This window comes from Rhizosphaericola mali (genome assembly GCF_004337365.2).
Taxonomy (GTDB): domain Bacteria; phylum Bacteroidota; class Bacteroidia; order Chitinophagales; family Chitinophagaceae; genus Rhizosphaericola; species Rhizosphaericola mali.
In genome coordinates, this window is record NZ_CP044016.1 from 2,327,255 (window position 1) to 2,347,629 (window position 20,375).

The 20,375-nt window shown below is 33.2% G+C and carries 16 protein-coding genes; 6 read left to right on the forward strand and 10 right to left on the reverse strand.

All coding sequences use genetic code 11. The annotated features are described in order from the left end of the window. Positions 1 to 36: 36 nt before the first annotated feature. Complete coding sequence (locus E0W69_RS10235; RefSeq protein WP_131329964.1) at positions 37 to 1,143, reverse strand: TlpA disulfide reductase family protein; 1,107 nt, start codon at positions 1,141 to 1,143, stop codon at positions 37 to 39. Between the two features lie 168 nt (positions 1,144 to 1,311). Between E0W69_RS10235 and E0W69_RS10240 the strand changes: the two genes are divergently transcribed. After that, entirely contained in the window at positions 1,312 to 1,920 is a 609-nt protein-coding gene (locus E0W69_RS10240; RefSeq protein WP_131329965.1) for an RNA polymerase sigma factor, read from the forward strand. Here E0W69_RS10240 and E0W69_RS10245 read toward each other — a convergent pair. The 7 genes from E0W69_RS10245 to E0W69_RS10275 are packed head-to-tail and all read right to left on the reverse strand — an operon-like array spanning position 1,900 to position 13,400. Further along, a complete protein-coding gene (locus E0W69_RS10245; RefSeq protein ID WP_131329966.1) occupies positions 1,900 to 3,105 on the reverse strand; it encodes a thioredoxin family protein in 1,206 nt (401 codons plus the stop codon). The genes E0W69_RS10240 and E0W69_RS10245 overlap by 21 nt on opposite strands. Further along, on the reverse strand, positions 3,106 to 4,035 hold the full coding sequence (locus E0W69_RS10250; RefSeq protein ID WP_131329967.1) for a S1 family peptidase: 930 nt from the start codon (positions 4,033 to 4,035) through the stop codon (positions 3,106 to 3,108). 5 nt (positions 4,036 to 4,040) lie between these two features. Further along, complete coding sequence (locus E0W69_RS10255) at positions 4,041 to 5,120, reverse strand: AhpC/TSA family protein (protein WP_191968029.1); 1,080 nt, start codon at positions 5,118 to 5,120, stop codon at positions 4,041 to 4,043. Positions 5,121 to 5,130: 10 nt separating this feature from the next. Further along, entirely contained in the window at positions 5,131 to 6,678 is a 1,548-nt protein-coding gene (locus tag E0W69_RS10260; protein WP_131329969.1) for a discoidin domain-containing protein, read from the reverse strand. Between the two features lie 16 nt (positions 6,679 to 6,694). Continuing rightward, positions 6,695 to 8,089, reverse strand: a complete 1,395-nt coding sequence (locus E0W69_RS10265) for a RagB/SusD family nutrient uptake outer membrane protein (protein WP_131329970.1) — start codon at positions 8,087 to 8,089, stop codon at positions 6,695 to 6,697. A gap of 9 nt (positions 8,090 to 8,098) precedes the next feature. Then, entirely contained in the window at positions 8,099 to 12,178 is a 4,080-nt protein-coding gene (locus E0W69_RS10270) for a SusC/RagA family TonB-linked outer membrane protein (protein WP_131329971.1), read from the reverse strand. 52 nt (positions 12,179 to 12,230) lie between these two features. Beyond that, a complete protein-coding gene (locus E0W69_RS10275; RefSeq protein ID WP_131329972.1) occupies positions 12,231 to 13,400 on the reverse strand; it encodes a FecR family protein in 1,170 nt (389 codons plus the stop codon). Between the two features lie 274 nt (positions 13,401 to 13,674). Here E0W69_RS10275 and alsS point away from each other — a divergent pair, with 274 nt between their 5' ends. From alsS to E0W69_RS10300, 5 genes are all read left to right on the forward strand, one after another. Further along, a complete protein-coding gene (gene alsS / locus E0W69_RS10280; protein WP_131329973.1) occupies positions 13,675 to 15,327 on the forward strand; it encodes an acetolactate synthase AlsS in 1,653 nt (550 codons plus the stop codon). Between the two features lie 34 nt (positions 15,328 to 15,361). Next, on the forward strand, positions 15,362 to 16,084 hold the full coding sequence (gene budA, locus E0W69_RS10285; RefSeq protein ID WP_131329974.1) for an acetolactate decarboxylase: 723 nt from the start codon (positions 15,362 to 15,364) through the stop codon (positions 16,082 to 16,084). Positions 16,085 to 16,164: 80 nt separating this feature from the next. Continuing rightward, positions 16,165 to 16,908, forward strand: a complete 744-nt coding sequence (locus E0W69_RS10290) for a (Fe-S)-binding protein (protein WP_131329975.1) — start codon at positions 16,165 to 16,167, stop codon at positions 16,906 to 16,908. Between the two features lie 12 nt (positions 16,909 to 16,920). Further along, a complete protein-coding gene (locus E0W69_RS10295) occupies positions 16,921 to 18,303 on the forward strand; it encodes a lactate utilization protein B (RefSeq protein ID WP_131329976.1) in 1,383 nt (460 codons plus the stop codon). A 4-nt stretch (positions 18,304 to 18,307) separates the two neighbouring features. Beyond that, the gene (locus E0W69_RS10300; RefSeq protein WP_131329977.1) at positions 18,308 to 18,901 is read left to right on the forward strand and encodes a LutC/YkgG family protein; all 594 of its coding nucleotides are present in this window, start codon (positions 18,308 to 18,310) and stop codon (positions 18,899 to 18,901) included. On the opposite strand, the gene E0W69_RS10305 is transcribed toward E0W69_RS10300, so the two are convergent. Together E0W69_RS10305 and E0W69_RS10310 are read right to left on the reverse strand one after the other, a co-directional pair. Next, complete coding sequence (locus tag E0W69_RS10305; protein ID WP_131329978.1) at positions 18,898 to 19,536, reverse strand: NAD(P)H-binding protein; 639 nt, start codon at positions 19,534 to 19,536, stop codon at positions 18,898 to 18,900. The two genes, E0W69_RS10300 and E0W69_RS10305, sit on opposite strands and share 4 nt — an antisense overlap. A gap of 3 nt (positions 19,537 to 19,539) precedes the next feature. Next, a complete protein-coding gene (locus E0W69_RS10310) occupies positions 19,540 to 20,298 on the reverse strand; it encodes an SDR family NAD(P)-dependent oxidoreductase (protein WP_131329979.1) in 759 nt (252 codons plus the stop codon). Positions 20,299 to 20,375: the final 77 nt, after the last annotated feature.

A 20,375-nucleotide genomic window follows, 5' to 3' on the forward strand; every position in this document is an offset into this window, starting at 1 on the left:
TGCAAATATCTTTTAAAAATCTTTGCAAAGAAAAAGCTAATTAAAGATTTCTTTCAATTTCGCTTCTAACTCTTCTCCTCGCAAATTTTTCGCAATGATTTTACCTTTATTATCCAAAAGAAAATTGGAAGGAATGGAACTAACACCATAATTGCTCACAATCTCACTATTACCGGCTTGTAAATCAGATAATTGAGGATAAATTAAATGGTCTTGATTTATGGCATCTTTCCAATTTTTTACGGCATTTGCGCCATCTAAAGAGAATCCCACAACCTCAAAACCTTTACTTTTATAAGCGTTATAAGCTTTCAATACATTTGGATTTTCTGCACGACAAGGCATACACCAACTCGCCCAAAAATCAACTAACACATATTTTCCTCGGTAGCTTTTTAATGAATGCGCCTGTCCACTAGTGTCTCGTGCCGTAAAATCAGGAGCGATATTTCCGATTGCGGTCTTTTGTAATGCGATTAGTTCTTTTTTTAAAATATAGCCCACACTTGATTTTTGCAAAATTGGATTTAAATTATTGAACGCTAAAAGAAGCGTATCAACAGGTACCGTTTTTTTCATATTATCCAATTTATTCAAGCTTACTACACTGCGAGGATGTAATCGTATGAACTGCAAACTATTGATATCTTCCATATATTGAACGCTATCAATTTTGCGACCGACAGCTTCAGCGCTTATAGTTTGATTACCCGTACCTTTAAAATATATATCTTTTTTTATTTTCTCATAACTCTGATTCGATTGTTTTAATGCTAGAAATTCTTCTTGGGTTGGTGATCCTATGACTTTCGCATTAAAAAAGCTGTCGATATTTCCCATTATTTCCATATTGGAAGAGTCTATATAAAAATGCAGCGGAGTAGTCGATTTGTCTTCTTTAAAAACAATCTCAGCTGGAGAAGGATATTGTATAGTACCAGAAAACGAAAATTTTCCATTTTTTATCTCTGTAGAATCTATATATTCTTGATTATCATCCCAATAATACAAATACGCTTTTTTTAACTCCAGATTTTGTACATCTGCATTTATCGTAAATTTCTTACTTTTAAGCTGTCCGAAAGACACGATACTTAAAGTTAAACATAGAACAAGAAAATTAATTTTTTTAGTTAGAACCATTGCATTAAAATTTTTAGATTTAGTTTAAATACACTATAACTATATCATAGTAAAATACAAATACCCTATACGAATTAAAAAAATCTTTAATTTTCTTTGATTTGTATAAAGCAATAACTTAAGAAAAAACATGTTTATAATCTAATAAAGGAATGCACATTTATCCTAATGAATAGAAAGTATGAAAAATATGACGATATTGTACTGATTGATTTATTAGTACAGAATGATGAAATCGCATTTATTGAGATCTATACAAGGTATTGGGATAAAATGTACAATGTAGCATGTAACAAACTAAATGAATATTACATAGCACAAGAGATTGTTCAAAATATCTTTATCAGTCTATGGGAAAGAAGATATACGCTGAACCTAAAAACGCCACTAAATATATACTTAGCAGCAGCATTAAAATATCAAGTTATCAATGCCAGGCAAAAAAAAGTAAGAGAAAATAATTACGTAAAATATATGACTCAAAATAGTAGTCATGCTGACCTTAACTCGACGGAGCACCACCTTTCCTTCAAAGAATTACAAGACAGACTTACGAGTGTTGTAACTAGTTTGCCTACACAATGTCAATTGGTCTATAAATTAAAAAAAGAAGAAGGGCTTACCGCAAAGGAAATCGCCCAAAAACTAGGAATTACAGAAAAAGCAGTCGAATCAAATTTTACACGAGCAATCAAAAGAATAAAAAATTCGTTAAAAGATACCCACCACTTTTTCCATAACTACTTAGTGAAAATTTTACTTAGAGAGGAGTGCTAGTTTGGATGCAAATTCATTTTTAAGTAGAAGGGTTCTTTTATTGGGATGAAAGATATACAAGTCGTCCAACCATAATTTGCCTTTCTTTAACCAGACTTCGCTTTTGCTATTTATATTTAGAATATTATCACAGAAATTGAGAACCTCCGTTTCTGAAAATAATTGATGAATCGGCATATTGGAAGCAGTAGCATTTTCTAACAATTCTAAATATTGGTCATACAGCCGTTCCAAATAATGATATTGCATTTTGGAATATAAAAGGATATTCTTAGACAATTTCCCATGTTTTTTTTCCAAAATATTATTTAACTCATTCCAATCCGGTTCTTTTTGATAGATATAATGATTAACAGAGATTCCTCCTGCATCAGGAAATACATTTCTATAGTAAATATAATGGTACAAAATACCGCAAACCCTATCTCTCGCAACGGGACTGCCTACTATATGATCTATGTTTTCATAATTTTCCAACACGAAAGAAAATATAGAATCTTGCGTACTATATAAATTATCTACGATGAATTGATAATTTTCTTTTGTAGCAAAAGAACTATCACTTAGGCTTTTCAAATATTCATCAAAATAGTAGTGAAATTCATCATACTCGCCAGCATTCCATGAAGCGGAAATTAAGTTTTTAAAATCTGTTGATGAGTTAAGCTGTTTATTTTCAAACTTAGATTTTAAAATATAGTATTGCTTATTGGAATCAAGGTTTGAATTAATTATTTCATACAAATAATTGATAGGATCTTCAGTGTTCATCCCAACAAACTTGGACAATGCATTGGCATTTTTATCCATAATAATTTCCGTCGGGAAACTTTGGATGTTGTATTTTTTTTTGAAATATTGAGCGGTACTATACCAACTTTTAGTATAGGAATTATCCGTGTCTGTTGTGTCAAATTGTACACTCACAACTATAAAATTAGGATTGATCAACTTTCCAATTGTATCCATCGGGAAAGCTCGATTTTCCAAAAATTTACATGGTCCACACCAAGAACTATTGCAATCAACCAAAATATACTTATTCTCTCTTTGTGCTTTTTCACACACTTCTTTCCAACTCAAGTTTTTGATTATTTTCACGCCGATGGATTCTTGAGCAATTAATTTATTTATATTAATTAAAACGGATAAAACAAAGACTATTATAAATTTTCTATGCATCATTTAAAATAATAATTTACGTATAACTTCGAGAGGAACACTTCTTTTCAAAACCATTTGTTGTTGATATTGCGTACCAGGATTCGTGCTAATAACATGTGTGGATGACACCATGCCTACCAATTCCCCTTTTTCATTCATGATAGGTCCACCACTAGAGCCAATCGCATAATCAGCCGAGACGTCCATGATATATTTGGGATATGGACCATCTATTCTATAGTTGACATAATCTCTATATTTTCTATTAATAATTCCATTACTTAGATAGTAAAAATTGTTATCTGGATGAGAAATTAAATACACTTTTTCCCCTATGGTATATTCTTTAGCAATTGGAATAAATGGCAAATCTGCACTTTTTGAACGAATATGAAATACTGTTATATCATTTATGGGATCGTATGCTAAAATCGAATCAATAAAGTAAATGTCTCCATCAATATTTTGTAAAAAAAACAGACTACTGTCTTGTTGAATTTTCTGCGTAATCCTGGATCTCATAGGAAAAAAAACTTCAGAAAATACGTGAAAATTAGATACACATATTCCCGACTTGTCAATACTATAAGCAGTTGCAATCGGCACCACTATTTTGGCCGTATCATATTTAGAATTAAACAACTTACTTACTATCCAAACGGCATTTTTCCTTTCTTCAAATAAGTTTTTGGAAGCATCCTTGACATTTTTTGCAGAAACTAAGTCCAATTTTAAGGATTGTACCATTTTCAGTTTTGAAAACTTTTCTTGCAAATCTTGTAAATATAAAGGCGCGTTTGCATCATGATGTATAGCATTGCTCAGCTTCATATCTAAATCCTTTATATAAAAAGAATCCGTTTTGAAATCTTTATCTAAATCTGAATAGAATTGACTCCGCCCAATTTGACACACTATAGAACTTAAAAAAATTAAAAAAGCGAATTTCATGTATATTATTTTATAATTTTATCTAATACTTTCCATAATAAAGGCCCACGTAAGTTTTTGGCAACAATAATCCCATCTGGGTTAATTAAAACATTGGCAGGTATAAATGAAATGCCATAAGCATCAGCGACTTTGGCATCTTTATTATCGATTAATTGCGTCCATGTTGTACCATCTTTTTTCAATGCATCTTTCCATTCCAGGATGTGATTATCATCATCTATGGAGATTCCTATAATTTCTAAATTCTTGGATTTGTAGGTTTTATATGCTTTTTTCAAATTTGGATTCTCTGCTCGACAAGGTCCGCACCAACTAGCCCAAAAATCAACCAATACATATTTCCCTTTCAAATCTTTCAGCGCATAATTTTTACCGGAGCTATCAGTTAGTGTAAAATTCGGGGCGTTTTTACCAATGGCAGATAAATTGAAATAGTTAATCGTTTTCAGACATTTTTTGGCTCCATATGTTGATTTTAAATCAGCATCTAAAGTTTGAAACAAACTATCGGCTAATACACTATTTTTTTTCACTATTTCATATAGTAAGATCATTGATAAATAACTATCCGGATGTTGCTTAACAAAAGCAATCGAATAGTCGATAATTTGATCTTTTTTCTCTTCATCGTAGATAAGATAAGTAGAGTCATCTCGATCAGTATCCAACTTTTTTGTTTTTAATTGAAAACTGGAATCAACTTCATGATAGTACGATCTATACTTTGATAATAATTCATTATCTCTCGAACCGGTTGCATATGCTTTTTCAAAATCATTTTCAACTAAATGAAAAGTCAATTGGTCATTTTCGTTCACAATAAAATAGGGTTGAAAAACGAGCATATAAGAACGATCTGAAATATATGCAAGTGTGGGCGAATAAACACTACCTTGAAAAACAAATTTACCATTATCGACTCTTGCAGAGTCATGTATCGTACGATCTCCCACATCATATTTTAAATAAACTTCTTTTATTAAAGTATCAGATATATTACCAGTAATAGTGAAATTCTTTTGTTGTGCCTGAGTTTTGATAAGTAAAAAGGCAAATAGAAAAATCATAGTTGTTCTAAGCATAAAGAAATATTTATTCATAACCCACAATCTCAGGAATTGAAGAAGTGGAATAATAATTTGAAGTTGATAAAATTTTGATTTGAAAATATTGCGCATTGACGGAACTGTTAAAATGAATATATTTATAGTCGGGATTATCTTTTGAGGAGTTAGGGTCTGTAACAGATCCGAAATAATATCCTTGAGAAGTCCAATTATTACCATCATTACTACTCAGAATCTCGGCAGTCAGGATATCCATCGTCAGATCAATGTAATTAGGAAATATTCTAAATCCTTTGACACTATGCGCATTTTGCATATTGATAAAAAAAGCACTTGAGGTAGTAAATCCCATAGGTCCCCAATAGGTATCTACATCGCCGTCAATGGCGTTAGAAGGTATCAAATAATTATAATAATTGGCTTCATAAGTACTATCATTTCCTTGCGAGGAATACACATTCCAATTTGCGCGATCCATTAAGGAACCATTTACCACCGCATTATTCGAATCTATATTAAGTGATTTCAAATCATTACACTTGACACGTACGAACATGTTTGAATAGGCCTTGTTCGGATCTGGTGGAAAATAATTTGTATCTGAATTAGCAGGTAAATGAAAGTAAAACAAATAATTAGAATCAGCACTTAAGGAAGATAAATTTGAAAGACGATAAACAAAATTGTCCCAAGATGAATAATTATCTTGTTGAACTACCACAGCACCAGTTTCAATTTTTAAATTACCAGAAGGCATTATAGCATAGTTGTTTAGGCGTTCTACGGTGTCGACAGTTGTTTTAAAATCATTGATTATTGAATTTTCAAAATCCAATCCTGCCAGAATTTTTAAACTGCCATAATGAAATGGACTCGAAACTCCAGGATTAATATTGAAAACTAAATCACCCACTTGATTATGATTTTTGCGGTTTACAACTATGTCGAAATATCCGAAATTATTTACATTACTAGAATACGTATATAAACTTGGATTGTCTTCAGAATAATAATTACCAGAAGAGAACCTACCATAGTAATTAGTTTGAGTATATCCCATTCGAAACAATGCGATTGGATTTTTAATTAACTCATTGTTAGTCGTGTTAATTCTAACCGGTATAACATATACCCCTGCAGAATCAAGGTAACGAGCATCGTCCAACATTCCATACAAAGAATCCGTAACTATTGACGTGCCAGCATGTACCGTTAAAGTATCGCTTTTAAGACGAAATGCCCCAACTTTTGCTACTAAATTATTTGATTTATAAAACTCATTTATCTCAGCTGCAAGTGTAGTATCAATGACACCCGTTATATGCATATCACTGTTTGCGACACCATTGAGTAAAATTGGAATAGCGGGATAACTATAGGTGGTATCATGATAAACTTTGCCATTCACGATATCCGCAGAAGCCGAACCTAGCTCAAAAAATTTATTGGCACTCAATTGAGCATAGATATCCGAAGAATCGGCGTATAAATCTTTCTTACAACTAATAAATATTGATACCAATATGGTAAATCCCAATAAAAATCTTATAGTGGATAAATAATATTTTTGCATAGTAATTATTTAAATGTTATTCTCTTTCGTTTTGAACCATATTTTGATTGTTGTTAATAATCAAAGTAGAAAATGGAAATACATAATTTGGAGAATTAGGAGACAAACTTGCAGTAGTAATTACATTATAGTTTGCATCATAATCATATCGGTATAAGGTCGTTGTGTATTTCCCTTCTCTATTCAGTCTTTTTAAATCAAACCACCTTAATCCGCCATGAAAACTTAATTCCTTTCTTCTTTCTGCCAATACAATTGAGTCTGTATTATTTGCATTATAATCCTCAATCGGAGAATAACTGAAAGATGAGATTCTTTTTTCCCTTAATGTATTAATTAGAGCAATCGCATCCGAGTATTGCCCTCTACGTGAAAGGCATTCCGCTTTAGTAAGCAACATTTCAGGAACTGAAATACTATAATCAAAAGTAAGGTTTGAATTATTTGTTAAGACGTATGTACCATACCATCTAATTGTACGATCATAAGGAAAATACAAATTCAAACGCTGATCAGAAGAGGTTAACAAATTAATATAATCTCCTGACGCATAGAATGAACTATAAGCCACATTGTAAAAACTTTCATCATTACAAAAACGACCTAAATAAACTTCTGGATTTGTCGACAATGATAATAATTGTGTTGGAACATTATACGAATTGTAATCCACCAAAGAACGTTTAATAGCAAGTGCGGAATCGGCATATATCTCAGCACTGTCAAATTTATTCATATAAAGATATGTTCTAGCCAAAAGTGCAAAGCCAGATGCTTTTCCCGGGTGAATAATATCTATGCCCATATTTTCAAGATTCGGATTCGAAACTGCATATAATAGTTCGGATATTATAAAATTGTACATATCCGCAGCATTAGCGCGTTTGGGTAATAGATTCGCATTAGTTGTTGTTATTAATGGAACCGTCAAATCCTGTGATGCTGTACTTGATTGATATGCTGGTCCATAAATATTAGCTAATTGCCAATAATAATAGGCTCTATTTATTTTAGCTTGGGATTTTACTATACCTCTATCTACTTCTTTACTATTGGCATCTATTGTTGCATTATTTATTCTATCCAAAATTACATTCATTTGTAATATTCTAGAATAAGAAGAATTGTACATTTCATCCGATTGCCCATCGTCCCAGATCTTTTTTCGCCATTGATATGCTTTAGCATATGGAAAATTTTGAACGCCAGTCATTAGGTTCGTAAAACTATCCGCATCACTACTAATATCAACTATCAAATAATTACAAGAAGCATTTGAATCCGTATTCAAAACTTCCTTAAAATCTGAAATAGTAGTAGGATTTACATTAGTAGTTGATGGCTTTACATCAAAAAACTTACTACAACTCATCAGAAATAGGAAAACTATAAAATATAAATATTTTTTCATAAAGTACAATTATAGATTGACATTAATACTACATGCATACATTTTTGGAATAGGAAGCCCTAATCGTCCATCAAAAGCTACCGTTGATGGATCTAAATGGTATTTATTCTTTGCCCAAAATGCCAAATTTTGAGCTTGAAGTGTAAAAAATCCTGATTTAATATGCAAAAAAGAAAGGATTTTTTTACTCATATAACAACCAATCATAACTTCCTGCAATCTGACAAAATCAGCAGACATAATGGAGTTGGACGAATACTGTGAAATAAAGTTGACAACATTAATATTGGGATTTGTCTTGAGTCCAGGAATATCTGTAAATTTCTCATCTCCAGGTTTGCGCCACCTGTCTTTTACATATACCGTATTGTCAATCGAGCCACTCGGTGTAGGAATATGCCTTCTCATGACAGCTCCGTAATTGAATACTAAAGTCGATCTAGCAAAGAAGTCTCCAAATGTAAACTCATGAATAAATCCACCGGTCCACGGAGCTTTGCTTACACCAGAATACACAATCGAAGAAGCTAAAGTCGCGCTATCAGGATTTACAACAACTTGCCCTTTGGAGTCATATATCTGCGGCAAACCTTGATTGTTCAATCCTGCCCATTTGTAACTCCATACATTATTGATACTATAATCATTTCTATATGCCGTACTATAATTAGAAGATACAGAAAAGTTAGTAGTCGGTACATTTTTGGCAATATTCGAATTATAGGCACCATTCAAGGTTATGTTGTAAGAAAATTTTCGTGTTTTGAGTACATTTAATTTCAAGAAAAACTCTATGCCTTTATTTTGGATACTGCTATACGTCATTTGAGAGTTAAGTCCTGTTGCAGGATCTGTGTATATTGGTACTTGACTACTAAGTCCAGAAGTAGTTCTGTTATAATACCTTACATCTAATATTGTATTTTCATCATTAAATCCGATCTTTCCTCGGACTTCATAATTCGTATTTTTGGCTGGCAAAGAGTTTAATACACCATTTGTAGCAATACTAAAACCGTTGCCAGTGGAGACATTTGTTCCCATTTGGATACCAAGTCCTTGCATGGGACTGACGTTTTCGATTTGCATATCGAATTGAAGAGAGGATATTTTACGCGCATGAATCCTGAGCGCTTTGTAAAGATTAAATGCCATCGTTCCATTTACCTGGGATAAACCTTCAGGAGACTTACTATATTCTACATTAAAGCTGAGTGTACTATCAAAAATATTTCCCGAAATACCGGCATTGATATATTTAGAGGAAAAAGAGCTGTCATATACCGTTTTACTATTTACTAGTCTTCCAATATTTCCCATTTTTTGAATGTTATTACCAACAAAGAGATTGATTTTTTTATCGAAAAATCCAATATTAATGCGTTGATAAAAGTTTTTAGACGTTTGTCCTACCTGCTGAGTCGGGTTCAAATCGTTAATAATGATGGCATAGTTATTCCAACTTGATTGCAAATAGCGAAAAGTAGTAAGTTGATTAGGTAAATTAGGCATTTTAGTATTCATGATTCCAGTAGAAAAACCTACATTTTTAAATACACTGTTTTTCATGCCTATAAACGGTCTTATAGTTACATCCCCATTTTCAGATTCTACTTTAGAATATGGTGGAGTCATACCATAATTAGGGCTGTAACTAGCATTATAACCATAGGAAATAGTTAAATAATCTGAAAAAGAATAATTAAATGAACTATTCCAATTCAAACTTCTAGTTTTTGTAGAATCTCCGCCACTTCTATTTAATAGTGTATAAGGATATACACTACTATAATTACCTAAGAAATGACTGTAATTGGAAATTCCACTTTGAGGGTTGCCAGCAGGAAGAGATATTGGTAAGCCCGATTTTCGAGAATTAGAATAACCATATAAAGTATTGGATGCGGGTGTCAAAGAATTGTATATACTACCTCCACTCCCAATAGTTGCATTAAAATAATGTTTTCCAAATGCCTTATTAAAACTTAACGCACTTCTTACATTAATTTCTTGCACTTTTTGTTTAGATAACATATGGATATCTCCATTAGGCACATAGAAATTTACTGTATTATTGGAATAATTTCCATAGTTATTTAAAAGTTGTCTTGTATAACTAGTATTCTCTCCATAATTAACTTCATTTTTGTTATCCGTACTGTTATAGTAAACGGAAGACACCCAATTCAATTCTTTCAAAAGTTTCCATTCCCAGTTGAGACGACTTCTTAAAGTTAGTCCTCTCGAGGATGTTTTTGTTTTTCTTGCATCTTGAAGTATGTTGGATCCAAATTCTTTATAACCGTAAGATTTTAGTAATTCATTATTTACGGGAGAAATTGTATTGCTGTAGTCGTAAACATAATTTCCTTGGTCGTCTAGTATCATTTGAAAAGGAAGTAAACCATTAATGGGATCTAATTGTGTTCCAGCAATTGCCTTATTGTACGTAACATTAGAATACCAAGAAATATGTAATTTATCCTTTAATAACATAAACTCATTCGTCGAACTTAATCCATAACTATTATTTTTATTTCCAATGGCATTACTCTTCGTGCCATTATACATTCCTATAAAATTATATTTATAATGTTTCGTACTCCCCATTACAGACAAATTATAAATATTATTAAAGGAATTTTGCTGTAATAATTTCATTTGGTCTTGATTATTTAAACTACCCAAAGAATCCCAACTTTTATTATACTGACTTTCTGATATGACGCCATAATTATAATCATTCAAAATTCTTGAAGCAGGATCAAGATTGGAAGTGTTTAATTCTGGGACTTTTGCTATATATCCAGAGTCATATAAACTTTTGTAATAATCCAAATATTCGGAAGAATTTGCAAGTTTTAGTTTATTCCGATCAAATTTGGGTGCAGGTGTTATGTAGAAGCTTGCGTTAAAATTGATTGTTGGTCTATTTTGTTTGGCGCCTTTCGTTCTAATTAATATAACACCACCATTTGCCTTATCTCCCCACTTTAATAACTCTTTAGGATCTTTTATAACTTCAATAGATTCTACGTTGCTCATTGGGTAATCTGCGGGGAAACCATCTTGTGGAAAACCATCAATAACAACCAACATACCATTTAGACCATTTCCAAAAGTATTAACACCTCTGATCTGTGGAACCATAGCACTCGACATTACCGTTTCAAGAACCGCCGTAATCAATTGAGTGCTTCCATCTGTACCATAAGCATAAGGAGATATATTACCCGAAAGAAAGCCGTTAACAATTTCCTGTGCGTGTGGATCTCCTGAATGTAAAAATTCATCTTCCGTCATCGTTATGAACCCACCTTTTTCTCTTAGATATTGAGAAATACTTTTAATCCGTTTTCCTGAAGTATTGATAAGTTGCATACTTAATCCTGGAATCGTCCCTTGAAGAACTTGTCCAAGATTCATATATAAACGATTAGTCAAATCTACATATCTGGTCGGGTCTTTTTTCTTCTCAGTAATCGTTTGTATAGTAACTCTTTCTAGCATGCCTTGAGATAGGTCAGCCACAATTTCAAAGGATTTTTGGCCTTTAAATATGGTTTGATTAGTTATAATATAGGGAGAATAAAGTAATAAGGTATCTCCAACCTTACCTTCTATAATAAAATTCCCAGATTTATCCGTCAATGCAATACTATTCTTTTCCTCGCTAGTGGATTTATTAACTATTGTAACACTTTCTATTGGGGTAGTGAATATATCAACGACACGCCCCTTTATTAAACTTTTATATTCGTAGTTCGGTGAGATATTATTATCTAATAGTCTAAGAGCTATTGTATTATTCGCAATTTTATAATCAATGGGTTGATCTGTAAATATCTGTTTTAGAACAACATCCAATGCTTTTGACTCAATATTTAATGTTACATTATTGGAATATTTCAATACGTTTGAATTATAAAAAAAATTATAACCTGTTTGCTTTTTAATCGTATTCAAAACTTCGATTAAAGGTCGATTTTTAACTTTTAAGGTAACATTTTGCGCATTTAAATTCTTAATTAAAAGAACAAAAATAACACAACAACATAGTATAATTTTATAGTCAATTCTAAATTTCATAGTTAGTAGCGTAAGGAAATATTATTAAGTAGTTTTAGTAAAGTCTAGTTTGTCAAGGTAAAAAATAAATTGTTTTATCATTAATTTTGTAATGTATACCACTATAAGAAAGTACTTTTAAGACTTCTTGTAAATTTTGATTCATAGGAATACCTCCACTGAACACAGTATTCTTATCTATTTTGTTTGATATAACGACATCCACATTATACCATCTTTCTAACTGTTGGGCAATAGTCTTTAATGTTGCATTATTAAAACTAAATTCTTTTCTGGTCCAAGCTACAACTGATGCAGTATCAACATTAACATAATTAAGATAAAATCTTTTATCCCAACTAATAGTTTCTGTAGGTTTTAAATTAATGATTTGTAATTTTGAAGTCGCTTGAATCGCACCTTCTAATAACGTCACCATTGAATTAGAATCGTCACTATAATTTTCTATATTAAACTTCGTTCCTATATCTTTTACTTCAATTCCATTGACTTTTACAATAAAAGGATTTTTTTCATTATGATGTACTTCAAAATACGCCTCGCCTGTTAATTCAACAAAGCGATATGCATCATTCATAGAAATTGGAAATTTGATGCTAGATTGGGAATTTAAAAATATTTTAGTTCCATCAGGTAAAACGATTTGAAACTGTTGACCTTTTGTTGTAGTTGCCGTATTATATACATTAGAAAGTGTATTTTTTCCGAAAATGATTGCACTATTGTGCTTTTCTACAGCTATACCATCAATATTACTTTTCCAATGATTCTGTAAATTATCCATTACAATAATTTTTCCATGAGCATCTAATAAATTCATTCCATCTTTTCCAGGTGCTATAGCGAAATCATTTTGCAAAATTTCAGATTTATTTTTCTTCAAATAAGTTTTAAAAAACAAAAGACTAACAATAACCAATACTGCGGCTGCACTTCCATAAAGCCAATATTTTTTAATAATTGTAATAGATTTTCCTGTATTCGCATTATTATTTTTCTTATTGATATCAATTGAATGGAGAATATTATCAAGCAATTTTTCTTCATGTTCTTGATGAGACAGCGCAATATCTTCCGGTACAATGACTTTTTTATTTTGCTCTTGATTAAACCATTTAGCATATTCGTCCATCTCTTCTTTAGAAATGGTGCCCGCTAGCCATTTTTTCTCCAATTCATCTAATCTTGCTTTAAAAGCGTCATTATTAAAGTCAATACTCATGCAGTAAAAATTTACGTATTCAAGAGTATTATCAATCAACAATTGTAAAACCCTACATCGGAAAAATATTTTTTTAAAAATAATTTCCCATTTGTATAAGTTTTACTTATGATTCTTATTAGATGTTCCGATTGTCAGTTATCATAGAATGGTTCAACTTTGCATATGTAAATAAATCGTAGACGATGTATCCCAACCTCATTGATAATGCGCAAATCTATGAAAGTCAGCAAACAAAGCCTATAAACAAGTGATAAATTAAATTCTTTATCTGATGAAAAAAACTACAGGTGCATCCTTAGTAGTAAAAACTTTGGAACAACAAAAAGTAAAACAGGTATTTGGTATTCCTGGCGCCAAAATAGATCCAGTTTTTGACGAATTAGTAGATCATGGCATACCTTTAATCGTATGTCGCCATGAACAAAATGCGGCATTTATGGCTGCTGCAATTGGTCGCATAACGGGTAATCCTGGTGTATGTATGACTACCTCTGGCCCTGGCGCAACTAATTTGGTAACAGGTCTAGCCACTGCAACTACAGAAGGAGATCCTGTCGTGGCTATTTCTGGAGCGGTGAAAAGAAGTGAATCATTTAAAAGAACACACCAATCTTTAGATACGGTAAGTACAATGCGCCCAGTATCCAAGATGAGTGTAGAAGTGCAGGATGCGAATGCCATCCCAGAAGCATTAACCCAAGCTTTTAGAGTTGCAAATACTCCGAGAAAAGGAGCATCATTCATTAGCCTTCCTAATGATGTAGTGGCTGGAGAAACAGAAGATAATATCATTAAAGAAAATCATGTTTACAAAGCCGGTCCAGCGCCAAAAGAATTTATTGAAAAAGCTGCGACATTAATTAAAAATGCCAAGCTACCTGTAATGTTGGTTGGTGAGGGATCTAATGAATACGACATTGTAGAAGCAACAAGATCTTTATTATCCAACAATCCTATTCCTGTTGTAGGTACTTATCAAGGAGCAGGCTTGGTACCTAGAAGTATGGCAGATTTATTGGTTGGAAGGATTGGGCTTTTCCATAATCAACCAGGTGATATTTTATTGAGTAATGCCGATGTAATATTGACGATTGGATATGATCCAGTGGAATATGATCCTCATTTTTGGAATAAAAATGGTAAAGCTAAAATCATTCACATTGACCATAATAATGCGGAAATCGACTATTACTATCAACCTGAATTGGAATTGATTGGAGATATTGCGCAAACTATAAATATTTTGGCAAATGAAGTAAAACCGAATAGTTTAGTTGCTTATGATGTGATAAAAAAATTACATAGCAAATATTTAGCAGATCAAAAATTACCCAACTATAAACAGACTAATTTAGTTCATCCACTACAATTCGTGCATACCTTGAGGAGCTTGATTGGAGATGACGTTACTGTAACTTGTGATATTGGTTCACACTATATCTGGATGGCACGTTATTTTGAAATCTATGAACCTAAGAGATTGTTATTTAGTAATGGTCAGCAAACATTGGGAGTAGGTTTACCTTGGGCTATTGCAGCATCAATAGTGCATCCAGATGAAAAAGTAGTTAGTATTTCTGGTGATGGTGGATTTTTATTCTCCGCTATGGAATTAGAAACTGCGGTGAGATTAAAATCTAATATTACACATTTTGTTTGGACAGATGGCACCTATGATATGGTAGGATTCCAAGAAGAAATGAAATATGGTCGTACCTCTGGTGTAGAATTTGGACCTATTGATGTAGTAAAATATGCAGAAAGTTTTGGTGCAAAAGGTTTTGAAGTTAGTGATCCATCTCAATTGGAGTCTGTAATGCGCAAAGCTATGGAAACTCCAGGTCCTGTTATCGTCAATGTACCAATAGACTATAAAGACAATATCAAATTGGGCGCTAAAATGCAAGATGAAGTATTGATCTAATATTAAAGAACAAAAATTTAAACGGAAAGTAGTTATGTTATACAACAATAAAGAAGTCGGAACCATTTTTCAAGTGTCTATAATGAATGCCATGTTAGAAGGTATTTACGATGGTGAGACAACTATAGAAGAAATGGCTAAACATGGTGATTTTGGTCTTGGTACTTTTAATGGATTGGATGGAGAATTAATAGCGATACGTGGTCAATTTTACCAAATTAGAAATGATGGAACTTCAGTACTCGCAGACCCAAAATCCAAAGTTCCTTTTGGTGCCGTAACTACTTTTCGTCCTCAGATTACGCATGAAATCAACAATCATTTGGACCGTGCAGGATTGGAAGAATTAATGCAAAAATTAACCCCTAGTCACAATTTGTTTTATGCTGTGTATATAGAAGGTCATTTTGACAAGGTTAAAACACGTACGGTAGCCAAACAAGAAAAACCATATTTACCATTTACAGAAGTTGTTAAAGAGCAGACTGAGTTTGATTTTAACAATGAAAATGGTTTATTGGCAGGTTTCTTTTCTCCGTCTTATGCACAAGGGATGACCATTGCAGGTTTTCATTTACACTTTTTGACACATAGTCGTCAAGGTGGTGGTCATGTTTTAGATTTTAATTTATCCAGAGGAATATTAAAAATTCAAGCCCTACCCTATTATACCGTGCTTTTACCCGAACAAAAAGATTTTGAAGAAGCAGATCTCGCAGGAGATAAAAGCCAAGCGATTATCGCTACCGAAGGATAGTGCAGGATAGATATTGGATAAAAAAGATTATTTTGCAAATTAATATTTGTGCTTGTTAATAACTCTCAAAGTTAAAAATTATGAAAGTTGGATTATTTGTCCCTTGCTATATCGACGCGATATATCCCAAGGTGGCAATCGCAACCTTAGAATTACTCGAAAAATTTGGGGTAGAAGTGGAAGTTCCTCTTGAACAAACTTGTTGTGGTCAACCGATGTCTAATGAAGGAGACCAAAAACATGCCGCTGGAGCGGAAGCGCTTTTCTGTAAAAATTTTTCAAAATACGATTATATAGTTGGTCCCGCAGGCAGTTGCGTGAAACAAGTACGTTGTCACATGGACGCAATCCCACAGACAGAAGAAGTTATTCGAATTAGAAAAAATACATTTGAATTAGTAGAATTCTTAACGGACATTTTAAAAGTTAAGGATTTTCCTTGGGCAGAATTTCGCCATAAAATAGCTATACACAATAGTTGTAGTTCGATTAGAGGTTTGCATTTACAATCCATGTCCGAATGGATGGAACCTCGATTTAATAAAACAGAAGAATTATTGGAACAGGTTAAAGGGATTCAGATTGAACATATTGATCGTCCAGATGAGTGTTGTGGTTTTGGTGGTACATTTTGTGTAACGGATGAGCCAGTAAGTGCCAAAATGGGACAAGACAAAGTCGCTGACTACATGAAACACGAGATCGAATATGTCGTATCACCTGATATGTCCTGCCTAATGCATCAACAAGGTGTTGCTCAAAAGGAAAAAAGAAATTTGCAATTTGTACATGTAGCCCAAGTTTTAAATAACGGCCCATTTTAAAAAAATGAAATTATGAGTAGTACAACGAAAGTGAACGTAGTAGAAAATGCGGCTAAATTTATTCATCAAGGCACAGACAATGAATTTTTACATGATAAAAATTTGTGGAATGCAAGAGTAAAAAGAGATACCACTGCTTCAAAAATTCCAGAATGGGAAGAATTAAGAGATCTCGCTTCGCAAATAAAGGAACATACGCTGACGCATCTGGATAAATATTTGGAAGAATTTGCAGAAAATGCTGAAAAAAGAGGTGTTATCGTCCACTGGGCGAAAGATGCAGAGGAGCATAATGCGATAGTATTGGAAATTTTACAAAAACACAATGCTAAAACGATCATTAAGAGCAAGTCCATGTTGCAGGAAGAGTGCGAAATGGGACCATACTTGGAAGCACGCGGTATTACTATAACAGAATCAGATCTAGGAGAAAGAATTCAACAACTTTCTGGTGAGGCTCCAAGTCACATAGTCATGCCCGCTATTCATAAAACGATGAGTGATATCGCTCAGTTGTTCGCTGAAAAAATAGGAACTGATCCCAATAGTCGTGATGCAAAATCCTTGAACGAATCTATGCGTAACAATGCACGTCCCAAGTTTTTACAAGCGGATGCTGGCATGACTGGAGCAAACTTTGCCATAGCGGAAACCGGCAGTTTCGTAGTTTGTACCAATGAAGGAAATGCGGACCTGACGGCATCTCTCCCACCTTTACATATTGCGAGTATCGGAATCGAAAAGATTTTACCTAAAGTGGAAGATTTGGGTGTATTTATCCGATTACTTTCTCGTAGTGCACTAGGTACTCCAGCTACACAATACACTTCTCATTTTACAGGTCCGAGAGAAGGTACAGAAATGCACATCATCCTCACAGACAATGGCAGAAGTCATCGTTTGGGATTGGAAAAATTTTGGCATTCATTGAAATGTATTCGTTGTGGCGCATGTATGAATACTTGCCCAGTATATCGTCGTAGTGGCGGTTTGGCTTACGGAGCAACTTATTCTGGTCCTATTGGTATTATTTTGGATCCTACTTTTGACGAAACAAAATATAGCGAGTTACCTTATCATTCTTCACTTTGTGGCTCTTGTTCGGAAGTTTGTCCAGTGCATATCAATATAGCCGAACAAATTATGGATTGGAGAAAGGTCATGGCATCCAAAGATATGATGCCTTCTGGATTAAAAGTTGCATTTGGCATGGCTAATCAAATGTTCAAGCATCCTTCCATTTTCCGTATGGCGATGACAATGGGTAGATTAGCATTGGAAATTATACCAAATAAACTCATTTACATTGACGCTAACTCTTGGGGCAAAAATCGCGAAATGCCTACACTAGCTAAAGAAACTTTTCGTGATTGGTATAAAAAAAATAAAAAATAATATTATGAGTGATTCAAAATCAAGCATATTAGCCAATATTCGTTCTAATTTTCCCAAACAAAACATAGGATATCCTACTATCCCTACTTATACCGTTCCGGGAAAAGATTTATTACAAACATTTCAGGAAAATGCGTTGGTAGCTGGAGCAAGCTTCTACAAAGTAAATAATGTGGGAGAAGCGCAAGAAATTGCCCAAAAATTATATCCTGATGCCAAAGTAATCTGCTCTGCGACGGACGAGTGGGCAGGAAATAAAGATTGGGATAAAATCAACCAACCACAAGACATGGAAGATGTGGATGTAGCCATCGTACGCACGCATCTTGGAGTTGCGGAAATGGGAATGGTTTGGCTTACAGAAAATGATTTACGCGTTAATTCTTTAGGTTTTTTGTGTCAGAATATTATTGTACTTCTTGACCCAAAAGACATTTCAGAAAATATGCATACGGCTTACCCACTTACACAATTAGACAAATTTAATTATGGATGTTTTGTGATGGGACCGTCTGCAACTGCAGACATCGGAGCTGTATTGGTACGAGGAGCACAAGGACCAAGAAGTTTGGTTATTTTCTTTTTAGAAAAAAATTAGTGCGAAAAAATTTCTTGCAACTTTACATAGTTCAATCCTGGTTGTTGCTTTTTTGCATAAGCAATCATGGATTGCGCTAAAATCTCAGTACTCATAGGTTTATATTTTGAAATAAGCCCTACCCTATTAAAAAAACGGATGATACCAACAGAAAGCTTTTCGCTAGTTCTGTTGGTATTTTTTCTTATTAAAACGCCTGGTTTGAAAATGTCTAATTGAGAAAATTGCAATTTTTGAATAGCCGTTTCTAATTTCCCTTTCATTTTCGAATAAAATATAGTGGAATTTTCATTCGCACCATAAGCAGAAAGTAAAATGAAATGAGGCACGCCATTTTCTTTAGCCAATTTTGCAAAAGAATATTGATAATCATAATCGATTGTCCATTGTACCTCTTTACTTCCAGCTTGTTTTAATGTTGTACCCAAACAAGCAAATGCAACATCCCCATGTAAATATTTTGCCCAATCTGACAATTTTGCAAAATCTACTACGATTTCTTCTAGTTTCGGATGTTGTATTTGCATTGATTTACGCACAAAAATCCGCACTTTTTCAAATGCGGAATCTTGTATTAGTTGCGCCACTAAATCTTTGCCAGTGGCTCCCGTCGCACCGATAACTAATGCTATCATTATTTATTTTTTATCAAAAAAGAAAGCATTAGCTTGTGCTGTACAAGTGATCACTAAGTCATTGATACAAACGTGTTTGGGTAAATTAGCACAATAAAAAATTGTATCTGCAATATCCTCGGCATGTAATGGCTCATAACCCGTATATACTTTATCTGCTTTACTTGTATCTCCTTTAAATCTCACTTGCGAAAATTCTGTATCCGCAGCACCTGGAGCAATTGCAGTTACTTTAATTCCGTACTTCAACAATTCAATTCTTTGCGCTTTTGTGATCGCATCAACGGCATGTTTGGTTGCACAATAGATATTACCACCTGGATATACATCTTTTGCAGCAGTAGATGTCATATTAATAATATGTCCTTTTTTATGTGCAATAAAAAACGGGATGATCGCTTTTGATACGTATAAAAGTCCTTTTACATTAGTATCAATCATCGTATCCCAATTATCCAAATCTGCATCTTCAAAATTCTCAGTACCTAATGCCAAGCCAGCATTATTAATCAACACATCGATATTTTGCCATTTTTCTGGGATAGCACCTATTTTATCAAAAACGTCCGTTCTGCTCTGTACATCTATTTCTAAAGGCAAAACTTCCACTTTATATTTTTCCTCTAATTCCTTTGCCAAACTATCCAATCGCTCTTTTCTACGACCAGAAATAATACAATTCCAACCATTCTGTGCAAATTTGATAGCATCCGCTTTACCAAATCCTGCAGTTGCGCCCGTTATAAATACAATTTTTGACATGATTATTATTTTGATTTCAAAGATATAATTTCTAACTCTCTCTATTGGTTATACCTTCGTTAATACATTTATTTGTA

What these genes read in the sequence shown, in the direction of transcription:
- E0W69_RS10235 (WP_131329964.1), bottom strand. Translation starts at nt 1,143, where the DNA reads ATGGTTCTAACTAAAAAAATTAATTTTCTTGTTCTATGTTTAACTTTA.
- E0W69_RS10240 (WP_131329965.1), top strand. Translation starts at nt 1,312, where the DNA reads ATGAATAGAAAGTATGAAAAATATGACGATATTGTACTGATTGATTTA.
- E0W69_RS10245 (WP_131329966.1), bottom strand. Translation starts at nt 3,105, where the DNA reads ATGATGCATAGAAAATTTATAATAGTCTTTGTTTTATCCGTTTTAATT.
- E0W69_RS10250 (WP_131329967.1), bottom strand. Translation starts at nt 4,035, where the DNA reads ATGAAATTCGCTTTTTTAATTTTTTTAAGTTCTATAGTGTGTCAAATT.
- E0W69_RS10255 (WP_191968029.1), bottom strand. Translation starts at nt 5,120, where the DNA reads ATGCTTAGAACAACTATGATTTTTCTATTTGCCTTTTTACTTATCAAA.
- E0W69_RS10260 (WP_131329969.1), bottom strand. Translation starts at nt 6,678, where the DNA reads ATGCAAAAATATTATTTATCCACTATAAGATTTTTATTGGGATTTACC.
- E0W69_RS10265 (WP_131329970.1), bottom strand. Translation starts at nt 8,089, where the DNA reads ATGAAAAAATATTTATATTTTATAGTTTTCCTATTTCTGATGAGTTGT.
- E0W69_RS10270 (WP_131329971.1), bottom strand. Translation starts at nt 12,178, where the DNA reads ATGAAATTTAGAATTGACTATAAAATTATACTATGTTGTTGTGTTATT.
- E0W69_RS10275 (WP_131329972.1), bottom strand. Translation starts at nt 13,400, where the DNA reads ATGAGTATTGACTTTAATAATGACGCTTTTAAAGCAAGATTAGATGAA.
- alsS (WP_131329973.1), top strand. Translation starts at nt 13,675, where the DNA reads ATGAAAAAAACTACAGGTGCATCCTTAGTAGTAAAAACTTTGGAACAA.
- budA (WP_131329974.1), top strand. Translation starts at nt 15,362, where the DNA reads ATGTTATACAACAATAAAGAAGTCGGAACCATTTTTCAAGTGTCTATA.
- E0W69_RS10290 (WP_131329975.1), top strand. Translation starts at nt 16,165, where the DNA reads ATGAAAGTTGGATTATTTGTCCCTTGCTATATCGACGCGATATATCCC.
- E0W69_RS10295 (WP_131329976.1), top strand. Translation starts at nt 16,921, where the DNA reads ATGAGTAGTACAACGAAAGTGAACGTAGTAGAAAATGCGGCTAAATTT.
- E0W69_RS10300 (WP_131329977.1), top strand. Translation starts at nt 18,308, where the DNA reads ATGAGTGATTCAAAATCAAGCATATTAGCCAATATTCGTTCTAATTTT.
- E0W69_RS10305 (WP_131329978.1), bottom strand. Translation starts at nt 19,536, where the DNA reads ATGATAGCATTAGTTATCGGTGCGACGGGAGCCACTGGCAAAGATTTA.
- E0W69_RS10310 (WP_131329979.1), bottom strand. Translation starts at nt 20,298, where the DNA reads ATGTCAAAAATTGTATTTATAACGGGCGCAACTGCAGGATTTGGTAAA.